Annotated in this window: 21 protein-coding genes, 1 tRNA gene and 1 other RNA gene; 7 read left to right on the top strand and 16 right to left on the bottom strand. The window is 47.2% G+C overall.

Annotation, left to right across the window (positions count from 1 at the left end):
* Nucleotides 1-16: 16 nt before the first annotated feature.
* Nucleotides 17-1537, bottom strand: a complete 1521-nt coding sequence (locus AACH41_RS07285) for an aldehyde dehydrogenase family protein (RefSeq protein WP_194746687.1) — start codon at nt 1535-1537, stop codon at nt 17-19.
* A gap of 323 nt (nt 1538-1860) precedes the next feature.
* On the opposite strand from AACH41_RS07285, the gene AACH41_RS07280 reads away from it, so the two are divergent.
* Nucleotides 1861-1950, top strand: a tRNA-Ser gene (locus AACH41_RS07280).
* Between the two features lie 46 nt (nt 1951-1996).
* Here AACH41_RS07280 and AACH41_RS07275 read toward each other — a convergent pair.
* The 6 genes from AACH41_RS07275 to cmk all read right to left on the bottom strand — a co-directional run bounded on the left by AACH41_RS07275 (nt 1997) and on the right by cmk (nt 7173).
* Nucleotides 1997-2305, bottom strand: a complete 309-nt coding sequence (locus AACH41_RS07275) for a ComEA family DNA-binding protein (protein ID WP_338654062.1) — start codon at nt 2303-2305, stop codon at nt 1997-1999.
* Between the two features lie 110 nt (nt 2306-2415).
* On the bottom strand, nt 2416-3111 hold the full coding sequence (pyrF, locus tag AACH41_RS07270) for an orotidine-5'-phosphate decarboxylase (RefSeq protein WP_338654060.1): 696 nt from the start codon (nt 3109-3111) through the stop codon (nt 2416-2418).
* Between the two features lie 51 nt (nt 3112-3162).
* Complete coding sequence (gene lapB, locus AACH41_RS07265) at nt 3163-4395, bottom strand: lipopolysaccharide assembly protein LapB (RefSeq protein ID WP_194746693.1); 1233 nt, start codon at nt 4393-4395, stop codon at nt 3163-3165.
* Nucleotides 4396-4522: 127 nt separating this feature from the next.
* The gene (locus tag AACH41_RS07260) at nt 4523-4810 is read right to left on the bottom strand and encodes an integration host factor subunit beta (protein WP_018985241.1); all 288 of its coding nucleotides are present in this window, start codon (nt 4808-4810) and stop codon (nt 4523-4525) included.
* 14 nt (nt 4811-4824) lie between these two features.
* Complete coding sequence (gene rpsA / locus AACH41_RS07255) at nt 4825-6321, bottom strand: 30S ribosomal protein S1 (protein WP_124551649.1); 1497 nt, start codon at nt 6319-6321, stop codon at nt 4825-4827.
* Between the two features lie 177 nt (nt 6322-6498).
* Complete coding sequence (cmk, locus tag AACH41_RS07250; protein WP_338654043.1) at nt 6499-7173, bottom strand: (d)CMP kinase; 675 nt, start codon at nt 7171-7173, stop codon at nt 6499-6501.
* A gap of 94 nt (nt 7174-7267) precedes the next feature.
* On the opposite strand from cmk, the gene AACH41_RS07245 reads away from it, so the two are divergent.
* Complete coding sequence (locus tag AACH41_RS07245) at nt 7268-7495, top strand: DUF2061 domain-containing protein (RefSeq protein WP_275355173.1); 228 nt, start codon at nt 7268-7270, stop codon at nt 7493-7495.
* Nucleotides 7496-7501: 6 nt separating this feature from the next.
* Here AACH41_RS07245 and aroA read toward each other — a convergent pair whose 3' ends face one another.
* Nucleotides 7502-8800 carry a 3-phosphoshikimate 1-carboxyvinyltransferase gene (gene aroA, locus AACH41_RS07240; RefSeq protein WP_338654039.1) on the bottom strand — a complete coding sequence of 433 codons (1299 nt, stop codon included), beginning with the start codon at nt 8798-8800 and terminating at the stop codon, nt 7502-7504.
* Nucleotides 8801-8812: 12 nt separating this feature from the next.
* Nucleotides 8813-9682 (bottom strand): prephenate dehydrogenase/arogenate dehydrogenase family protein, encoded by an 870-nt coding sequence (locus AACH41_RS07235; RefSeq protein WP_338654036.1) that lies wholly within the window; start codon nt 9680-9682, stop codon nt 8813-8815.
* An 82-nt stretch (nt 9683-9764) separates the two neighbouring features.
* Here AACH41_RS07235 and ssrA point away from each other — a divergent pair.
* Nucleotides 9765-10130: a transfer-messenger RNA gene (ssrA, locus tag AACH41_RS07230) on the top strand.
* Nucleotides 10131-10218: 88 nt separating this feature from the next.
* Here ssrA and AACH41_RS07225 read toward each other — a convergent pair.
* The 7 genes from AACH41_RS07225 to AACH41_RS07195 form a co-directional block, all read right to left on the bottom strand.
* A complete protein-coding gene (locus tag AACH41_RS07225; protein WP_313989182.1) occupies nt 10219-10977 on the bottom strand; it encodes a hypothetical protein in 759 nt (252 codons plus the stop codon).
* A gap of 10 nt (nt 10978-10987) precedes the next feature.
* A complete protein-coding gene (locus AACH41_RS07220; protein WP_194746763.1) occupies nt 10988-11887 on the bottom strand; it encodes a response regulator in 900 nt (299 codons plus the stop codon).
* A complete protein-coding gene (locus AACH41_RS07215; protein WP_194746764.1) occupies nt 11884-12381 on the bottom strand; it encodes a hypothetical protein in 498 nt (165 codons plus the stop codon). Before AACH41_RS07215 ends, AACH41_RS07220 begins: the two co-directional genes overlap by 4 nt.
* Nucleotides 12382-12502: 121 nt before the next feature.
* Nucleotides 12503-12871 carry a hypothetical protein gene (locus AACH41_RS07210; RefSeq protein ID WP_338654024.1) on the bottom strand — a complete coding sequence of 123 codons (369 nt, stop codon included), beginning with the start codon at nt 12869-12871 and terminating at the stop codon, nt 12503-12505.
* A 348-nt stretch (nt 12872-13219) separates the two neighbouring features.
* Nucleotides 13220-13759: a PEP-CTERM sorting domain-containing protein gene (locus tag AACH41_RS07205; RefSeq protein ID WP_338654023.1), complete on the bottom strand. Its 540-nt coding sequence runs from the start codon at nt 13757-13759 to the stop codon at nt 13220-13222.
* 23 nt (nt 13760-13782) lie between these two features.
* Nucleotides 13783-14298 (bottom strand): FxDxF family PEP-CTERM protein, encoded by a 516-nt coding sequence (locus AACH41_RS07200; protein WP_338654022.1) that lies wholly within the window; start codon nt 14296-14298, stop codon nt 13783-13785.
* A 206-nt stretch (nt 14299-14504) separates the two neighbouring features.
* Nucleotides 14505-16250: a PQQ-binding-like beta-propeller repeat protein gene (locus AACH41_RS07195; protein WP_338657587.1), complete on the bottom strand. Its 1746-nt coding sequence runs from the start codon at nt 16248-16250 to the stop codon at nt 14505-14507.
* Nucleotides 16251-16504: 254 nt separating this feature from the next.
* Here AACH41_RS07195 and AACH41_RS07190 point away from each other — a divergent pair, with 254 nt between their 5' ends.
* From AACH41_RS07190 to AACH41_RS07175, 4 genes are read left to right on the top strand one after another with little or no spacing between them, the layout of a single operon-like run.
* Nucleotides 16505-17548 (top strand): cyclopropane-fatty-acyl-phospholipid synthase family protein, encoded by a 1044-nt coding sequence (locus tag AACH41_RS07190; protein ID WP_338654020.1) that lies wholly within the window; start codon nt 16505-16507, stop codon nt 17546-17548.
* Nucleotides 17549-17563: 15 nt separating this feature from the next.
* Nucleotides 17564-18091: a DUF2878 domain-containing protein gene (locus AACH41_RS07185; RefSeq protein ID WP_338654018.1), complete on the top strand. Its 528-nt coding sequence runs from the start codon at nt 17564-17566 to the stop codon at nt 18089-18091.
* A gap of 2 nt (nt 18092-18093) precedes the next feature.
* Entirely contained in the window at nt 18094-18861 is a 768-nt protein-coding gene (locus tag AACH41_RS07180) for a DUF1295 domain-containing protein (protein ID WP_275355156.1), read from the top strand.
* A complete protein-coding gene (locus tag AACH41_RS07175) occupies nt 18858-19496 on the top strand; it encodes a DUF6134 family protein (protein ID WP_338654013.1) in 639 nt (212 codons plus the stop codon). Before AACH41_RS07180 ends, AACH41_RS07175 begins: the two co-directional genes overlap by 4 nt.
* Nucleotides 19497-19526 lie beyond the last annotated feature (30 nt).

Raw genomic sequence — 19526 nt, 5'->3', positions numbered from 1 at the left:
GCATTCCCGCCAAGATTTAGAAGAATCCCAGTTTTTTCGGGCTGTAGCTGACCAGCAGGTTTTTGGTTTGCTGGTAGTGGTCCAGCATCATTTTATGCGTTTCACGGCCAATGCCGGACTCTTTGTAGCCACCGAATGCGGCATGCGCAGGATAAGCGTGGTAGCAGTTAGTCCAAACGCGGCCAGCCTTGATGCCACGGCCCATACGGTAAGCGCGGCTGCCGTCACGCGACCAGACGCCTGAACCCAGGCCGAAAATGGTGTCGTTGGCAATGCTCAGTGCTTCAGCTTCATCTTTAAAAGTGGTCACTGCCAGTACAGGTCCAAAAATTTCTTCCTGGAAGATGCGCATTTTATTATGACCTTTGAACAAGGTCGGCTTGATGTAATAGCCTTCAGCCAGATCACCGCTCAGTACATTACGCTCACCTCCGCACAATAACTGCGCACCTTCCTGACGACCAATATCCATGTAGGAGAGGATCTTGTTCACTTGGTCTTGGGATGCCTGCGCACCAATCATGGTGTTGGGGTCAAGTGGGTTACCTTGCTTGATGGCGGCAACACGTGGCAATACGCGCTCCATAAACTTGTCGTAAATGGATTCCTGGATTAACGCACGGGAAGGGCAGGTACAGACTTCACCCTGGTTAAATGCAAACAGCACCAAGCCTTCTACGGCTTTATCCAGGAAATCATCATCGGCAGACATGATATCTTCAAAGAAGATGTTAGGCGATTTGCCACCCAGTTCGAGGGTTGCTGGAATCAGGTTGCTGGCTGCAGCCTGGGCAATATAACGGCCGGTGGCTGTCGAACCAGTAAAGGCGATTTTCGCAATACGCTTGCTGGTAGAGAGTGGGGCTCCTACCTCACGGCCAAAGCCGTTCACGATGTTGATGACGCCAGGTGGAATCAAATCAGCAATCACTTCCATCAGGATCAGCAGGCTAATCGGCGTGAACTCTGCAGGCTTCATCACCACCACGTTACCCGCGGCCACAGCTGGCGCCAGTTTCCAGGCGGCCATCAGAATAGGGAAGTTCCACGGAATAATCTGGCCGACCACCCCTAGTGGCTCGTGAAAGTGGTAGGCAACGGTATGTTCGTCCAGTTCACTAATGCTGCCTTCTTGCGCACGCAACGCCCCGGCAAAATAGCGGAAATGGTCTGCTGCCAATGGAATATCGGCATTCATGGTTTCGCGGATAGGCTTACCGTTATCGACGGTTTCCGCAGTCGCGATCAACTCAAGGTTTTGCTCGATGCGATCAGCAATTTTCAGCAACAAGTTGGAGCGATCAACGACAGAAGTCTTGCCCCATTTATCGGCTGCTGCATGCGCTGCATCCAATGCCAATTCAACATCCTCGGCGCTAGAGCGTGCAGCTTGTGTGTAGGGCTTGCCAGTAATAGGCGAGATGACATCAAAATATTCACCTTTGACCGGTGCAACCCATTTTCCACCGATAAAGTTATCATACTTGGCTTTATAGGGCACTTTAACGCCCATCGCCTTGAGAAGATCCAAACTCATAGTAACTCCTGTGTTTTTTCTATTAATATCGTAGCAGAACTGCTCTCCAAACCGCCTACATCAAATCGCAACTAGATATCGCGATAAACATACGTTAACACCTTATTTTATAAGGCTTAGCCGTGTGTTTGTGTGCTAAACATTAAACCTTAAAAATAACAAAAGCAAGCTTTTTAGCCAACTTTATACTGTTTTATAAGATAGCAGACCTGACATCTTGCTAGCCCTAAAACAGGCCATATGCAGTGTGAAAGTCGCCAGTGGTTGCACCATAAAATGATTTGGCGTCTTTAACTTTTATGGGTATAATCCCGCCTTCTTTCGGAGAGATGGATGAGCGGTTTAAGTCACCACCCTGGAAAGGTGGCATAGGGGCAACTCTATCGAGGGTTCGAATCCCTCTCTCTCCGCCAAATAAAAAAAGCACCCAATAGGGTGCTTTTTGTTTAATGTAGATCGTTATTTCTTTTTCTCTGCTACTTTTTCGGATTTAATCTCGGCCGCAGTCGCTTTTTTTGCGCCGACGCTTACATCTTTCTTCAGGTTTGCCAAGGTTGCCTGGCCTATGCCTGGCACTTGATCCAGCTCTTCCACTGACTTAAAGCCACCACTCTTTTTTCGATATTCAATAATGGCTTGCGCCTTGGCCGGACCGATACCATTCAGGCTTTCAAGTTCAGCCTGGCTGGCCGTATTGATATCAACCACCGCATAAGCGGCTGGCAATAAAAGGAAATACATCAGGTAACCCATAAGCGTTTTCATCATATGACCTCCAGAATCGTTAAGTATAAAAAAACAGGCATTGCGCCTGTTTTTAATTCTACTGAGCCAGTCCAGGTTCGGACGGTTAACGCCCTTAAATTAATTTAAAAATGTTAAATATTTTTAATAATTGTATTTAATGCAACAATCGGGTCATCTGCTTGTGTAATTGGCCTGCCTATCACCAAGTAGCTGGCGCCTAATGCGATGGCATCTGCAGGCGTCACAATTCTGGTTTGATCGTCCTTTGCCGAGTCCTTTGGGCGAATACCCGGGGTGACCAGACAAAAGTCAGGCCCCAATGCTTTTCTTAGCATGCTGGCCTCTTGTGCTGAACAAACTACACCATCTAAGCCAGATTGTTGTGTCAGTGTGGCCAATGCGAGTACCTGTTCAGGCAGGGTGCGCTGAATCCCCAAGCTATGCAACGTTGGCGTGTCCATACTGGTTAATACCGTGACAGCGATTAGCAGCGGCGCTTGATCACCAAATGCTTTATCCAAGCCTTCACGTGCGGCCTGCATCATGGGTTGCCCACCACTGGCGTGAACATTGATCATCCATACGCCTAAATTTGCGGCGGCCTGACAGGCTTTTGCCACAGTATTCGGGATATCGTGAAATTTGAGATCGAGGAACACATCGTATTGCCGCGCAACCAGTTGTTCGACAAGCTGAGGCCCGGCGGCGGTAAACAGTTCCTTACCCACCTTGAGTTTACACAGGCTTGGGTCAAGCCGATCTACTAGCGCGGTTGCCGATTTGGCATCTGCATAATCCAGGGCAACAACAATTTTACTGTCGGTCATAAAGGAATTGTCTTAGGAATGAAACGGGTTGGGGAAGGGTGCCAAACGGTTTTATTTTCGTTTAAGTAACTTGATATCTCGAATGGTCGCTTCAGTGGGTTCGGGCGGCAGCGACTCCCAGGCATTACAGGCTGGGCATTGCCAATGATATTGTTTGGCCCGGAAACCACATTGGTCGCAGTAGTAGGCGGCACGGTCACCTATGGCATTACGAACAGTTTGCTGCATCAACTGCAAATCATGCTGTTCATCCTGGAGCATGGCACGCGCTTGGAGCAATTGATCCAGCGATTTGAGGCTGGGTTTGCGGATCAACTCATTGCGGGCGAGTTTTGCCGCCTTATCCGCACCTTCAGCCTGCAGGGTGGCCTCATACAACACCGACATAATGCTACTGAGTTGATACAGTTCCAGATAGTAATGGAGTTGGCTCAGGCCTTCCTTTAAGCCTCTGGATAGTTTAAGGTCGCCTTCGCTTTCCTCTTCACCATACAGCGCAGCATAGCTTTTAAGCATTTTTTGCGCGACCAGCCCCAGATGTTCTGGATGCTGCATTTCTATGCGTTTCCAGAGCGCAATTGCATCGGAATGGTGGCCTTGATGTGCCGCAATATCGCCCAATAAGACATTTGCGCGTACACAGTTCTTATTGGCGTCCAGCGCTTGTTCGAGTTGGACTTTTGCAGAGGACCAATCCTGCTTGATCATCGCATTGGCAGCCAATTCACAATAATACTGAGCGACCTCTTTGCGGTAAGACACGCCTGACGAACGCTCTAATTCGGTGGCAATGCCAATGGCGAGCGACCATTCGCGTTCCTTGACATAAATCTCAAGCAGGTGACGTAAGGCCGCTTGTTCATAGCGAGTATGGCGCAGTGTTTGAAAAATTTCTTCGGCACGATCATACAGGCCTGCCTTGAAGTAATCCTGCGCCAATTCCACTTTGATTGATGTCGATTGCTGCTCGGTGAGTTCGTAGTTTTCTAGCAGGTTTAAGTGCAAGTGAATCGCGCGGTCTGTCTCACCTGTGCGGCGAAACAGGCTCCCCAGCACAAAGTGCAGTTCCAGGGAGTCTTTATTCATGTAAAGCGCTTCACTGAATGCATCTACCGCTTTGTGGTACTGGTCAGCAATGAGCAGATTCAGACCTTTAAAATAGGTGGCTGGCAATGAGGTGGATTCAGCAATCAGTTGCTTGATATCCACGCGGGCTGCAATCCAGCCCAATGTAAAAAACAGAGGCAGAATCAATAACCACCAATACTCGAATTCAACCAGCATAAAAGCTCTCTTGTTTGATCACATGACATTTTACCCAAGCGCTCCTCAATGCGCCATCAATAGCGGTCTGAGCGGCCAAAAAAAACGGTATCCGAAGATACCGTTTTTTACTGCTGAATCACAAAAATTAAGATTCGATCGCGTCTACGCGGTCACGCAACTCTTTACCAGCCTTAAAGTGCGGCACGTATTTCGCTGGCACCTGTACTTTGGTACCAGTTTTCGGGTTACGTCCCAAACGAGGCGGGCGGTAGTTCAAGCTAAAGCTGCCAAAACCGCGTATTTCGATACGCTCTCCTGTTGCCAGGTTTTCCGTCATTGCATCAAGGATGGTCTTGACGGATAACTCTGCGTCTTTCAGCACAAGTTGCGGAAAGCGCTGGGCAAGCAGGTCTATTAGTTCAGATCTTGTCATGATCTAAAGCCTTCTTATTTTTTGCTATCCAGTTTGGCTTTCAGCAAAGCACCCAGGTTAGTTGTCCCGGCAGAAGCTTCATCAATCATGACATCATCCGCTTTTGCTTTTTTGGCTTTTGGTTTGCCACCTTTGTCTTCGCCAATTGGTGCGCTGTTGCCGCTTGGATCTTCAGTCAACTGTTTAACGCCCAGAGAGATACGCTCTTTCTCAACATCAATGCCCAAGATAACAGCTTGCAGCTCATCACCTTTCTTGAAGTTGCGGATCGCTTCTTCGCCAGACTGAGTCCAGGACAGGTCAGACAAGTGTACCAAGCCATCAATACCGCCTGGCAAGCCAATGAACACACCAAAGTCAGTGATAGACTTGATCTGGCCTGAAACTTTGTCGCCTTTAGCGTGGGTTGCAGCGAAATCATCCCATGGGTTTGGTTTGCACTGTTTCATGCCCAGTGACAGACGACGACGGTCTTCGTCGATTTCCAGAATCATCACTTCAACTTCGTCGCCCAGTTGAGCGATTTTGCCCGGGTGGATGTTCTTGTTGGTCCAGTCCATTTCAGACACGTGTACCAAACCTTCAATGCCTGGTTCTACTTCAACGAACGCACCGTAGTCAGTCAGGTTAGACACTTTACCGAACAGGCGTGTACCGACTGGGTAACGGCGGCTCAATGCCACCCATGGGTCGTCGCCCAATTGTTTGATCCCCAGAGAAACACGGTTTTTCTCTTGATCGAATTTCAGGATCTTGGCTTCAACTTCTTCACCAACGGTCAGCACTTCAGATGGGTGCTTCACACGGCGCCATGCCAAATCAGTGATGTGCAACAGGCCATCGATACCACCCAGATCCACGAACGCGCCGTAGTCAGTGATGTTTTTAACGATACCCTTGATCACAGCACCTTCAGTCAGGCTACCCAACAATGCTTCACGGTCAGCACCCAAGGTGTCTTCCATCACAGCACGGCGGGAAACCACGATATTGTTACGCTTGCGATCCAGCTTGATGACTTTGAAGTCCCACTCTTTGTTTTCGTAAGGAGTGGTGTCTTTAACTGGACGAATGTCTACCAGTGAGCCTGGCAAGAAAGCCATGATGCCGCTGACAGAAACGCGCAGACCGCCTTTAACACGGCTGCTGACAAAACCTTTAACTACACGGCCTTCGTTCATGGCTTCTTCCAGATCCAGCCATGCTTGCATTTTCTTCGCTTTTTCGCGAGAAAGTTGTGTAGAACCAAAACCATCTTCCAGTTTTTCGATCGCTACTTTAACGAAGTCGCCAACGGCAACTTCCAGTTCGCCTTGTGCGTTTTTGAATTCACTGGCGTTAATTACGCTCTCGGATTTCAAGCCGGCGTTCACGATAACGAAATCATTGTCTACAGAAACTACTTCGGCGGTGATTACTTCACCAGCGCGCATTTCCTGGCGGGCCAGGCTTTCTTCGAAGAGGGCTGCAAAAGATTCCATGGAAGAGGATGTATTAGAAATAGAAGCCATTAAAAAATTGTCCAATTTTTACTCGCATGAAGACAGGCATCTTGCAGCGAGCCATTGCAAGGCAAAAGCGCCAACAATGGAAAAGGTTTAAAAAATATTGCCCAAGCGTGACTTGAGCAACCCGAATCCAAGACTATACACAAAAAAATTATTGGGTTCAATGACTTATGTGTGTTTTTATTTAGTTTGCGCCGCTTTTTTAAATGCTTCGATAATGATATTCACCGCTTGCTCAATATTGATGTCGGTGGTGTCCAGCAAAACCGCATCTGGCAATTGCTTGAGTGGCGCGACTGCGCGCTGGCTATCGCGTAAATCGCGCTGCTGCAAATCAGCTAGAATCAAAGCGTAATCTGCGTGATCGCCGCGTTGAATTAACTGATCGTAGCGTCTTTTTGCGCGCGTTTCGACCGCGGCTGTCAAAAATATTTTCAATCCGGCATCCGGGAAAATGACAGAGCCAATATCGCGGCCATCACCAACCAGCCCAGGGACTTGCCTGAAATTGCGTTGCGTTTGCAACAGCGCGGTACGTACGGCAGGGTGGACAGCGACTTCAGAGGCCCCTTTGCCCATCTGTTCTGTACGAATATGGTGGCTGACTTGTTCGCCGTTTAAATAAGCTTGGCCATGCTCAAACTTGATCTGCATCTGTGTCGCGATATCAGCCAGTGCGTCAGCATTTGACCAGGCCACGGCTTGTTGAGCAGCTGCATAAGCCAATAGACGATAAATCGCACCCGAGTCCAGGTAATGAAATCCAAAATGGGTAGCCACGCGTTCAGCGACGCTGCCCTTGCCAGAAGCAGAAGGGCCGTCAATGGCAATGACTGGAGGGAGAGGGTTATTCATAATAAATTTTACTTATCAATCAGTTAAAAACAATGAATTGGATTTTGACTTTTGGCTTTTATATTATGGCTGCATCGTTAATAAGGAGCACACCATGATTAAAACCATGTCTTTTGCCATGCTGCATTTTAGCGTCGCGTTCACCATTGCCTATCTTTTCACAGGCAGCCTGCTGGTGGGTGGGCTGATGGCGCTGGTTGAACCGGCCTGCAACACCGTGGTGTTTTATTTTCACGAGCGTGCCTGGCAACAGCATCAGCATTCTCACGACGTGGCGCCTGCCGCAGAGCCTGACGAGCATGAGTGGGCGTATGCGGCGTGAGAATGGCTAGCGAACAATGCTGGCGAATACCTTAAAGTACTCTGGAAAGGTTTTACCCACACATTTTGGGTCATTAATGGTAATGGGCACGCCGGCCAGGCTGAGCAATGAAAAGCACATGGCCATGCGGTGGTCATCATAGGTATCAATTACTGCGTTAGGGGTCAGTTGCAAGGGGGCGGTGACCTGAATATAGTCCGGGCCTTCGACCACTGTGGCCCCGACTTTGCGCAGTTCTGTTGCCATGGCTGCAATGCGGTCGGTCTCTTTTACGCGCCAGCTGGCGATATTGCGTAGGGTCGTTGTACGGTCTTGATCCGAATTGCCACGCACAAACATGGCCATCACGGCTAAAGTCATGGCCGCATCGGGGATGTGATTACAATCAAGGTCGATCGCCTTCAATGTGCCTGTGTTTTCAGCACGCACGTGGTTGTCGCCATAGCTGATCCGTCCGCCCATGAGATTGGCCGCCTCAGCAAAGCGGATGTCGCCTTGGATGCTTTGCGCGCCGACGCCGTTGACGGTGACGTCACCCGCAACAACACCCGCACCAATAAAATAAGAGGCGCTTGACGCGTCACCTTCTACATATATTTCTCCTGGCGCGTGATAACGCGCATCTGCAGCAATGTAAAAATGCTGCCAGCCATCCCGTTGCACGGTCACGCCAAAGCGTTGCATCAGGTTGAGCGTGATTTCGATATAAGGCTTGGAGATCAGTTCGCCTACCACTTCAATACTGGCCGCCTGGCCTGTTAGCGGCAAGGCCATCAACAAGGCTGTCAAAAACTGGCTTGACACATCACCTCGTATTTTGATCGCTTGACTGACATCCAGCTGCGCTGGCGAAATTTGCAGGGGAGGGTAGCCCGCATTCCCCAGGTAGCTGACTTGCGCGCCCACCTGTTGCAAGGCATCCACCAAATCGCCAATCGGGCGCTCATGCATGCGCGCAATCCCATGCAGATGGTAGTCACCGCCTGAGAATGCCAGTGCGGCAGTCAAGGGCCTAAAGGCCGTCCCCGCATTGCCCAGAAATAAATCCGCTTGCTTATTGGGAAAGTTGCCGCCACAGCCCATGACTTGCCAGGCATTTTCAGAGATATTTTCCAGCTTGACGCCTAACGCTGATAAGGCCTCCAGCATTCTGGCGGTATCGTCTGAGGCGAGTAAGTCGCGAATGACAGTGACACCGTCAGCAAGTGCTGCGAGCAATAGCGTACGGTTTGAGATACTTTTTGAGCCAGGCAAGGTAATTGCGCCTTGGGCTTGGTGGGCAGCGGGTAAATGCAGTTGTTCCATAGCGATTGGTAATTATTGAATTTTTGACTTGGCCCAGTCATTACGTGCACGGCTGGCATGTTCAAACAAATCGTGCAAAGCACGACTGTCATCAGCCTCCAAGAGTGCCGTCATGTCGCTGAGCGCTTGTTGATAGAGCCTAAGTTCACTTAATAAGGCGGTTTTGTTAGCCAGTGCAATATCCCGCCACATCTCAGGATGACTGCCTGCAATGCGCGTAAAGTCGCGGAAACCGCTGGCGGCAAATTTGAACAACAATTCCGCATTACTACGCTTGGCCAGATCCTCCACCAGTGCGAAGGCAAGCAGGTGCGGCAAATGGCTGACGGCTGCAAATACGCTGTCATGTTCTTGCGCACTCATGTGCGAAACCACTGCACCACATTGCTGCCAAAGTCTGCTGACTTTATCTAGCGCTGAGTTAGAGGTCTGCTCATCAGGCGTCAGAATGACATTCTTACCGAGATACAAATCAGCCATGGCAGCAGCAGGGCCACTTTTTTCCGCCCCAGCAATCGGATGACCACCCACAAATTGATTAACCTGGTCCCCAAGTTCGGCCCTCGCGTACGCCATCACGTCCGACTTGGTGCTGCCGGCATCTGTGATAATGGTCGACTCGCCCAAATAGGGGCGGATGGCCTTTAAAATCGCCGGCGTCTGTGCCACTGGAGTGGCAATGATAACCAGATCCGCCGCGTGCAGTGCAGAAGCAATATCCGTTTCCGCACTGTCAATCAAACCCAAATCCAGTGCTTCCTGCAAGCTTTGTTGAGCGCGGCCCACACCAACAATGTGAGGAGCCTTAGGGTGTTTTTTAAGGGCCAGCGCAATGGAGCCCCCTATTAAACCTACCCCAAAAATCACAATTTTCTTGAACATTTATAAATTGTACCATGTCGAAGCAATGCGCCTTTAAGTTTGGCTCACCACCGTTTAAGGCGTATAATCCAAAGCCTGTATTGGGGCTGACCCGGTTTCGACGTGGGTTGCAAAGCAGTGCAGGGCATACCGAGGATTCAGGTTCCCTCGTAAATCCATCTGAAAAAGTATAGTCGCAAACGACGAAACTTACGCTTTAGCCGCTTAATCCCGGCTGAACGCTGCACCGAAGAGCCTCTCGGTCGGGCCGGGTAACCGGCAGCAGCGTCATTTAGAGAGGATCGTGCTTTACCGGGTTGCTTGGTAAGGCATTAAATCCAAGGCAACTCGCTTGTCATCTGCTTGCTCGTTGGTGGGTGCCTGGTTAAATATAAACAACACAGCTAAGTATGTAGAACTGTCTGTGGAGGGCTTGCGGACGGGGGTTCAATTCCCCCCAGCTCCACCATTTAAAATGTTCAATGCATTGATTTGATTGAACAATGAGCGTAAACAAAAAAGCCACCTTCGGGTGGCTTTTTTGTTTTGCATCTGCGTTACGATAACTCCATAAAACGGTCTTCAATGAATTGTTTTTCTATTTCATTGCGCTGTTTCTCTGTGGTTAATGCCGCAAGCTGTTCCTCAAGTCTGCGTTTTTGTTGCTCCATTTCATTCAGTTGGAATTGTAGCTCTTTTGTGAATGCATCATTGGCTGATTGCAGTGGGCGATTGTTCATGACCTGTAGTTGCTGTATTTCCTGACGCAATTCCGCCATGGTGTTTTCAGCCTCTTTGGCTTCTGATCTTGCTTTCATCATCATGGATTGATAGCTTTCAATCCGCTTTCTCATGGCAGCCATTTCGACATTTTCGTCAGCAGACAAATTGTTATTGCGCCGGAGTTGACCAGCCATTTGCTCTAGATGTGTTTGCAATTTATTCAGCTCTTGCAGCACAGGCTCACTCAATCGCTCAGCAATAATGTTATCCGAGGCTTCCGATAGCAACAAATCATCCAGGCGATCCCTGATCTCCTGTGCTACTTTATCAAAACGCTGTATGCTATTGATTAACAATGGATCTGATTGTTTATGGTTTTCCTCGTAGTTGGAAAATCTTCTATCCAGAATAGTACAGAGTGTGTCTAGTCGATCGCTGGATGACTCGAGCTCTGTATAGCACTTACCCAGTGCGTTAAAAAACTTTTCCTGCTGTAATGTATTGCTGATGAGCAACTTGACTAATAAAAAGGCGGCACCCAAGCTAACGATAATCCCGGCACCGCTCAGTAATTCACCCCAAGAAAATGGCATCCTATTCTCCTTACAGGAGTTTAATATAAGTAATAAATCCTGTTCCGATTTCTGGTACATGGATTCGATAATCCATACGGCCAGCATTGCTCTTCAACGACATCTCAAGGCGGGGAAATTGCCGACTGACTATACTTGATCTAGCCAGTTTCAATGGACCATTTTTATGTCCAATTGACATACCCGCACCAAACTCATCCATGAACCTTCTCGCTTCATCTAGTTGGTCGTTACTGGCGCCACCACTGGCGAGTATAGTTTTAAGCATTTCGGGTTTTTCATTATTCAACGCCCACAACAGGCCTACAGCGTTCATTTCCATGATAGCAAGCGCATTGACGGGGGGTGTTTTCCCGTTTTCGCCAAACAATCCAATGAAATTGTTTTCAGTCAAATCCGTTAAGCCCAGTGGAGGGCAGGGCTCTAGCGTAAAAGCCTGACCCTTAAGCATGCTTGAGAGCATTTGATGGCTAGTCGCGAGATTCTCTGGGATAGCCGCAGGCTGCTCAGTGATGCCACCCACTGGAATGATCTCTAATATTTTTGATCTTAAATCAATATCTTGGAAGGGTTTGTTAATTACAAATCTTGCGCCACTTTGATAAGCCTGGTCGATTTTTTCGGCGGCAGATTCCGTGGTCACAAAGCCAATTGGGATTTTTTTTCCGTATGTTTGGCAGACATGCTGACAAAATTCAAGGCCACTGATTTTATGCATGTGCCAGTCAGTAATAATCAAGTCAGGGCGATAGCCCTCGAGAATATTCATCGCAGCTTCAGCATCTGTCGCAGTTTGAATTTCGAGCTTTGGATAATTACATCCTTCAATCGCACGTTTGATAATACTTTGTATTGCACGACTGTCATCCACAATCAAGAATTTGGCTGCTTCACCCGTCATTGTGCTCATAATGAAAATACCCCTGAAAACTTATGATTATTTACATCGAAGATCACCAGATTCACCAGGTCTTCGTTTGGTTTATCGCTTACAAATAAACGGCTAAATGTTGCCGTTTTTTGGAGTTCAAAGAACTCTTCTAAAGGAATCTCTTTGGGTAGGCCCAATTCACTGTGCTCATCTACAATCAAGCCGCCCCCCATGATATTGCATGTCTCCTTTTTGGCATCTTTGACATCCTCATCGGATAATTCGTCAGAAGATAAGCCAAACATATGAGATGCGATTTTGTGTGCCTCAGCATCATCTAATATCAAACCAATCGCAATCGACTCATGTTGCGGTAATTGGTCAATATAAAGTGGAAGAACAACCGCCATGAGGTTGTCATGATTGTGAAATGTATAGCGCTGACTTTCCTTGAAGTTGAAAGCGGAACCGCTTACAAACGACCAGGAGTCAGATATTTTTTTCACCATTTCCTGTGTAGGCAAAAGCTGCATGTAGCATCTCCAACAATAGGATATTGATGCTAACGCAGCTTAAAAAGGATTGAAGGCTGAATAAATGGTGTAAAAAGCAGGTAAATTTTTCAATTGCCATTCATTGGATTTACGCGGTGAATTAAATGATCCGCTTTAATTTCTTACAAAACTTGTACTTTGCTCGCTTATTCATCTCATCAAAAAAACGGATCTTCCATTCACACCTTACCTTCAGTGAAGCTAAATTTTGTTCACCACACGCAGTCATGCGTAATTTTCTACACTTGCGTGAACGTGGTGGTGCATAGGCCAGTTGTTTTACTTGATAAATGATAGTGCTAGGGACCACCATCTTACCCAATAACCATCTTCTGAGGAAAATAGGTTTCAAATTTAACTGATGGATAAGTTTCTGTTGATTAATGGTCCCTAAGAATTCCCCGATTCTTAAACACCAGAGCAGGGTGAGTTGCGTCTGCACTTTTTCAATTTGTTTTTCTTCTTTCATGTTTCCTCCCTTTTTCTTGTTTGAAAGCTAATACTAGCACTTTGTAAGATAATGTAAAAATTGTTTTTTCAAGCTTACAGCTACCTAACACTTAGAGTTTGATAAGCGAGTTGAAGTCTTAGTTTTCCATTGAGAACCGTCATTCTTCATTTTATTTCGCATAATGTATATTATGTTAAATTTATGGCACTATGCAAAGAAGAAAATGTCGGTACAAGAAATGGTTTTCCAGTCGCTTTGGGAGGAAACTACTGGGCTCATGCTTCTGGCGTCATATTTTTGTGAAGATGTATCTGATAAATAAAAAGGGCTCCATGAGCCCTTTTTATTTATTCTGCAATACGTTGATTATTTAGATCTGCGTCGGACAACCAATCCAATAACAGCTATTCCAAGTGCCAAAAAGCTAACTGACTCAGGTTCTGGGACCGGATTAACTCCGGGAACATCAAGCGTAATAGAGTACGCAAAATTTGGACTATTTGAGACTGAACGCTCAGCAGAAACAAAATATGTACCGGCATTCAACACATAATTCAGTATGGCGGCGTATTGAGTGCCACCGGTTTCTGTGTCGTAAGATAACAAATTGCCGCCAACGTCATACAAGCCCAAACCAGGATTCATGTTTGGTGCACTTAACTTGATATTTAGTACAAGCGGACTAGCTGACCCAACAATAATTTTGTAAAAATCAATGTCATTGGCCGTAATATCGCCAGTGATCTTATATTCATTACCTGGCAATAAAGTAAAAGCTGATTGGGCAGTTGAAAAAGAGTCGTTAGAACCTGGATTTAAAGGATCTGCATCAGATATAGAAAAAGCCGCATTTGCATAAGCTGACCAAAGCAACGATGTAGCAATAAAAAATTTGGCTAATTTCATAACGACCCTCTCACTCTCTAATATTATTTGCTTTTACGGCGAGCAATCATGCCAACCAGCCCCAGGCCAGCTAACATCAAGGCATATGAGTCAGCCTCTGGCACAGCCGCTACAGGCGAGATATTAAAGCTTACATTAAAGTCGCCACCGACAGTACCGGCCAATTTTCCGCTAGCAAAAAGAAAATAGGTGCCAGCAGCCAAGTTTGTCAATGTTGACACTGAAGTGCCATTTGCATCATAAAATCCGAAATTCAGAAATGTGACATCGTACTTTGTATTATCACCAGTTGTGATTTCAGAAATACTGTATGAAAAATCAGATACTTGTGTCAGGTTGATTTCATAAGTATCTTCAAAATACAAGCCTCTGGCAATTGCTGGCCCTGTGGTCTTGACGTAATCAGCGTCATCCTTCAAGCGAGAAAAATCTAAACTTTGACTTGTGGTATATGGACCAAAATCCTGTGCCTGCGCAACAGATACATATGCAGTTGCAAACATAGCAATCATTGATAATTTGCCGATAGACTTCAGCATTCTAACTTCTCCAAAAATAAAAATTTAATACTTTGATTATTGATTGACCAGTCATCCAAACGCAATAGCCCATTGTGACTAATCAATTTTAATTTGGTGTAACAATTAAAAACTCTTCTCTACGTCAGGGTAACATAAAAATCAATAGAGGCCAATTTAAACGGTTATTCAAAAAGAATAAAATTTACTTTTTGCATTATTAAAAGTTATTGCATTGTATTAAGCTTGAAAACGTGTATTTGATCGCCTTGTTTAAACCCAAATAACGAGTTTCCACCACTCACAACAGCAATATATTGCTCACCGTTAATTGCATAAGAAATAGGTGGCGCGTTCACGCCATATTCCGATTGATACTGCCACATTAATACACCGGTTTGAGCGTTATAAGCCGCTAGCCTGCCCTCACCTTCCCCACAAAACACTAACCCGCCATCTGTTGCTAGCACACCGCCAACCAATGGCTGATTCGTTTTTTGTTGCCATAAAATATGGCCATCAGTCAGGTTAATTGCACTGAGTACGCCCCATCTAGGGTCGTCTGTGGGTTCACTGGCTGCATAGCGAATAGGTTTTTCGCCCGGATTCACTGTGGTTTCGTGAACGGTATATTTGATCGGGCTATGCATTGCAGCCACATAAACTTTCTGATGTTTTTCATCGAGGCTGACAGGTGACCAGTTGGCACCGCCTAAAATGCCTGGATAGATGACAGTACCTTCTTGACTTGGCTTGGCAAATAAATTGTGTTGTGGCACAAATGGGGCTGACTTGGTCAAGAACTGACCCGTGTTGCGGTCGTGAATGTAAAACCAGCCCGTTTTACTGGCCTGCCCCACGGCAGGAATAGTCTTGCCATGAAGTTGATAGTCAAACAGGACTGGTGGGCTTGCCAGATCATAGCCCCAAAGATCGTGAGGGACTTGTTGATAATGCCATTTGTATTGACCGGTTTCGGTATCGAGCGCCACTAAAGAAACTGTATATAAGTTATCGCCTGGGCGCGAAATATCGTTCATTTGAGGTGAGGGATTGCCTGTGCCAAAGTATAGGGTATTGGTTGTGGTATCAATGGCTGGTGTACTCCAGGCTGAGCCTCCGCCAAATTTTGCGGCGTCAGGGTAGTCTTTAAGTGCTGTCCGCTCAGCGGCGGTGTCTCTGTGAAACTGATTGCCATCGGCCGTTTTAGTCACAAACTGCCCTTCCCAACCCTGCTTGGGTATCGTATCAAACTGCCAGACCTGATGACCATCATTCACGTCATAAGCTGCCAAAAAGCCTGGACGGCCATAACGGCCAGTGACGCCGATCACCGCGCCCAAGGGCGCATCACTGCGAGGATTATCAATATGCAAGCCATAGCCGACACCGGTAATGCCGATCATGACCTTATGATTGTAAACAACCGGGGCCATCGCAATGCCTACCCCGGTGCCCCCTGTCACTTTGCGGGTTTTATTGGGGTCATCACCACTTAAGGCGTCCTGGTGCTCGGTGCTCACCTGATTAGCGGCGACATCAATATCCCACTGCTTTGCGCCCGTTTTGGCATCCAATGCAATCAGCCTGGCATCCACTGTACCAATAAACACTTTACCTTCTGCCACGGCTACGCCACGGTTAGCTGGACCGCAGCACATCGGCCAGTCTGGTTTGCGGTCGTGCGTGTATTTCCATAGCTGTTGACCCGTCGCTGCATCCAGCGCCAACACATGGTTGTAGGGCAAGCTGACATACATCACACCATTGACCACAATCGGAGTGGCTTGAAACGTGGCTTTTACACCGGTTTCCACTTTCCAAGCGAGCGCAAGCTGATGGACGTTTTTCTGGTTGATTTGTGACAAAGAAGAGTAACGCTGCGCCTTCAGATTCATGCCATAACTTGGCCAATCGACATTGGGCGAGGCCGTTTTTTCTGGCTTGCTGGCATGCGAACAAGCCATAAGCATGACAGAAAATGTCACTACAGCACATACCTTCGCTGTGTTGTTTTGCATGATGATAACCCCCGCTATATATTTGACTATACAGGTTAGTATACACCTAAAACTTACCCGCCCGCGAATTCGGCATATCCAGCAGTAAACACCTGCAACATCGACCTGAAGGCTGGCATGGATAAAAAGTTTTCTATCCATGAAACTAATCGGAAGGACGAATGGACTTATACTAGAATCATTTAGTTAATACAATAATTATCATCATGACTTCACCTGTAACATTTGCCTTAAAATTGGCTGAAAAAGGCTACCTCTCTGATGCTTTGATCCGTAAAGGCATTCAACGCCTGTGCAAATCAAGGCTGCAAGAAATTTCTGAACAGGATTGTGAGCAAGCGCAGTCAAGTCTAGTCCAATTTTTGCAGGCAATGGCTCGGTCAGAGATCGCGCCACTGCCTGAAAAAGCCAATGCACAGCATTACGAAGTACCTGCCGATTTTTATCAATATTGTTTAGGTAGCAATCGCAAATACAGTAGCTGTTTCTGGTTGCCGGAAACACGCACGCTTGATGAAGCCGAGCAGCTGGCGCTCACGCAAACCTGTGCACATGCCCAGTTGCATGATGGTCAACATATTTTAGAGCTGGGGTGCGGCTGGGGTTCGCTGACGCTATGGATGGCCAGCCATTATCCGCAGGCGCAGATTACGGGGGTCTCAAACTCCGCTTCGCAGCGTGAATATATTATGAGTCAGGCAAAAGCGCGTGGTCTGTCAAACATTCATATCCTCACTGCAGATATGAATGTGTTTGATACCGAGCAAACTTACGACCGCATTGTTTCGGTTGAAATGTTTGAACACATGCGCAACTACCAAGTGCTCTATGGCAAAGTGGCGCGCTGGCTTAAGCCGGGTGGTTTGTTTTTCAAGCATATTTTTGTCCACCGCTACACCCCTTATGCTTTTGATGTCAAAGCGGAAGATGATTGGATGAGCCAGTATTTCTTTAGTGGTGGCATGATGCCTAGTGATGATTTGCCGCTGTATTTTCAGGATGATTTGAAACTGTTAGACAAATGGCGCTGGGATGGTACACATTATGAAAAAACGGCGAATGCCTGGCTGCAACTGATGGACCAAAACCATCAAGTACTGACCCCTGTCCTGGCGCATATCTATGGCCCGGCCGATGCAGAAATGTGGCGTCAACGTTGGCGGATTTTTTTCATGGCCTGCGCAGAACTGTTCGGTTACAACCATGGCCAGACCTGGTGGGTCAGCCACTATTTATTTGCCAAACGATAATCTGAAAGATTAAATATGACCAATAAGAAATTGATTATATTTAATTTTATTTCTTTTCAAGTGATCTGGTGGCTGTGCGTATTGTCCGCTAAACCCGGCTTGAGTACAGCCGTTTTCGCTGCAGTGTTGCTCTATACCCTGCTGCATTTATCGCTGGTCGAGGGTTGGGCGCAAACGTTGCCGCTCTTATTGACGGCAGTGATTGGCGCAGTGGCAGACCAATTTGCATATAAGTTGCAATGGATCCTATTTGAAAACCATACGCAGTGGTTGGCCTACATCCCGCTCTGGATGTTGGCCTTATGGCTTGCCTTTGCCACCACGCTGAACGTCAGCATGCGCTGGTTACAACATAAATATGCCTTGGCGTTCATGCTGGGGGCAGTGTTCGGCCCCCTTGCTTATTTAGGGGCTGAAAGTGTGGGGGCCATTCAATTACCAAGCCTTTACAGCCTGGCCTGGTTTGCCTTTGAATGGGCCACTCTGTTACCACTCATGCTGTGGTTACGTCATCGCTTTAACCAGTCTCTCGCTTTGGAGTAAACATGATTTATTACTACGCGCTGATCGCGATTGTGTTGTTTGCACTTTGCGGCTGGTTCTTAAGTTTTATCACCAAACACTACAGCCATGTGGATAGCATGTGGAGCCTGTTCTTTGCCATCACGGCCTATGTAACCGCCATATTCCTGCAAGACCTTTCATTACGCGCCTGCCTGGTGCTGTTCGCAGTGACCTTATGGTCGCTAAGGTTGAGTATTTTTTTAACCTGGCGCAACTGGGGCAAAGAAGATCATCGATATGACACGATACGTAAAAACAATGAGCCTTATTTCTGGTTGAAAAGCCTTTACATTGTGTTCGCTTTTCAGGCGCTGCTGGCCTGGATCATTTCTTATCCTCTGTTCGCGGCCATCTCAAGCACTGCTGCCTTGAATTGGCTGGACCTGGCTGGTGTATTGTTATTTGTGCTCGGTCTATATTGGGAGGTGGTGGCGGACTTGCAGCTCACACGGTTCAGGGCTTCCGCCGGACATCAAACCCAGGTACTGAATACTGGTTTATGGCGCTACAGCCGCCACCCAAACTACTTTGGCGAGTGTCTGATCTGGTGGGGATTTGCACTGTTGGCGGCGTCATCAGCGAGCTATTGGGTTTGGGTGTCACCGCTTTTGATGACGTTCTTGCTGTTAAAAGTCAGTGGTGTGAGTTTGATGGAGCAGACTATCCACAGCCGTCGTCCCGGGTATGCCGAATATGTCAAAAATACCAATGCATTTATTCCCGGGATCCCCAAGAGAGCTGAAAAATGAGAATTAAGGTTATCACGCGATGCACTTTAACTGGCCTGGCGCTGTTATTCGCTATTCCCCTACAGGCGCAGGACTGGTCATTTGAGGTCTATCTGGACCAGCAAAAAATTGGGACGCACACCTTTAGCCTGGATCAGAACCAATTGCAAAGCCGCGCCAATTTCAAGGTCAAAGTGCTGTTTATTAATGCCTATCGCTACCAGCACCAGGCCGATGAACAATGGCAAGGCAACTGCCTGTCTCAACTGACGGCACACACCGAGGAAAATAAAGAAATCACCGACGTCAAAGGAGCGATACAAAATAATCAGTTTGTACTTGAGAAAAATGGCAGTACGCAAACCCTGCCAAGCTGTATCATGACCTTTGCTTACTGGAATCCCGAAATACTCAAGCAATCCCGTTTACTTAACCCACAAAATGCAGAATATCTGGATGTGACTGTCACGGATGAAGGCAGCAAAACTATAGAGGTGAAAGGTCAGACCACCCTCACCCATCAATATCGGCTCAATGGCCGTTTAAAGGGCAAAGACAAACTGAAAATTACGCTTTGGTACGATCAGCAACAGCAGTGGGTGGCGTTGGAGTCGATTACGCCAGAAGGCTATAAAATTAAATATAAACTTATTTAATCAATATGTTGAATAAATTATTTAAAGTGA

This window comes from Methylophilus sp. DW102, assembly GCF_037076555.1.
Classification (GTDB): domain Bacteria; phylum Pseudomonadota; class Gammaproteobacteria; order Burkholderiales; family Methylophilaceae; genus Methylophilus; species Methylophilus glucosoxydans.
Note: the sequence above shows the minus strand (reverse complement) of the source record. Positions and strands in the feature narration are given on the sequence as shown.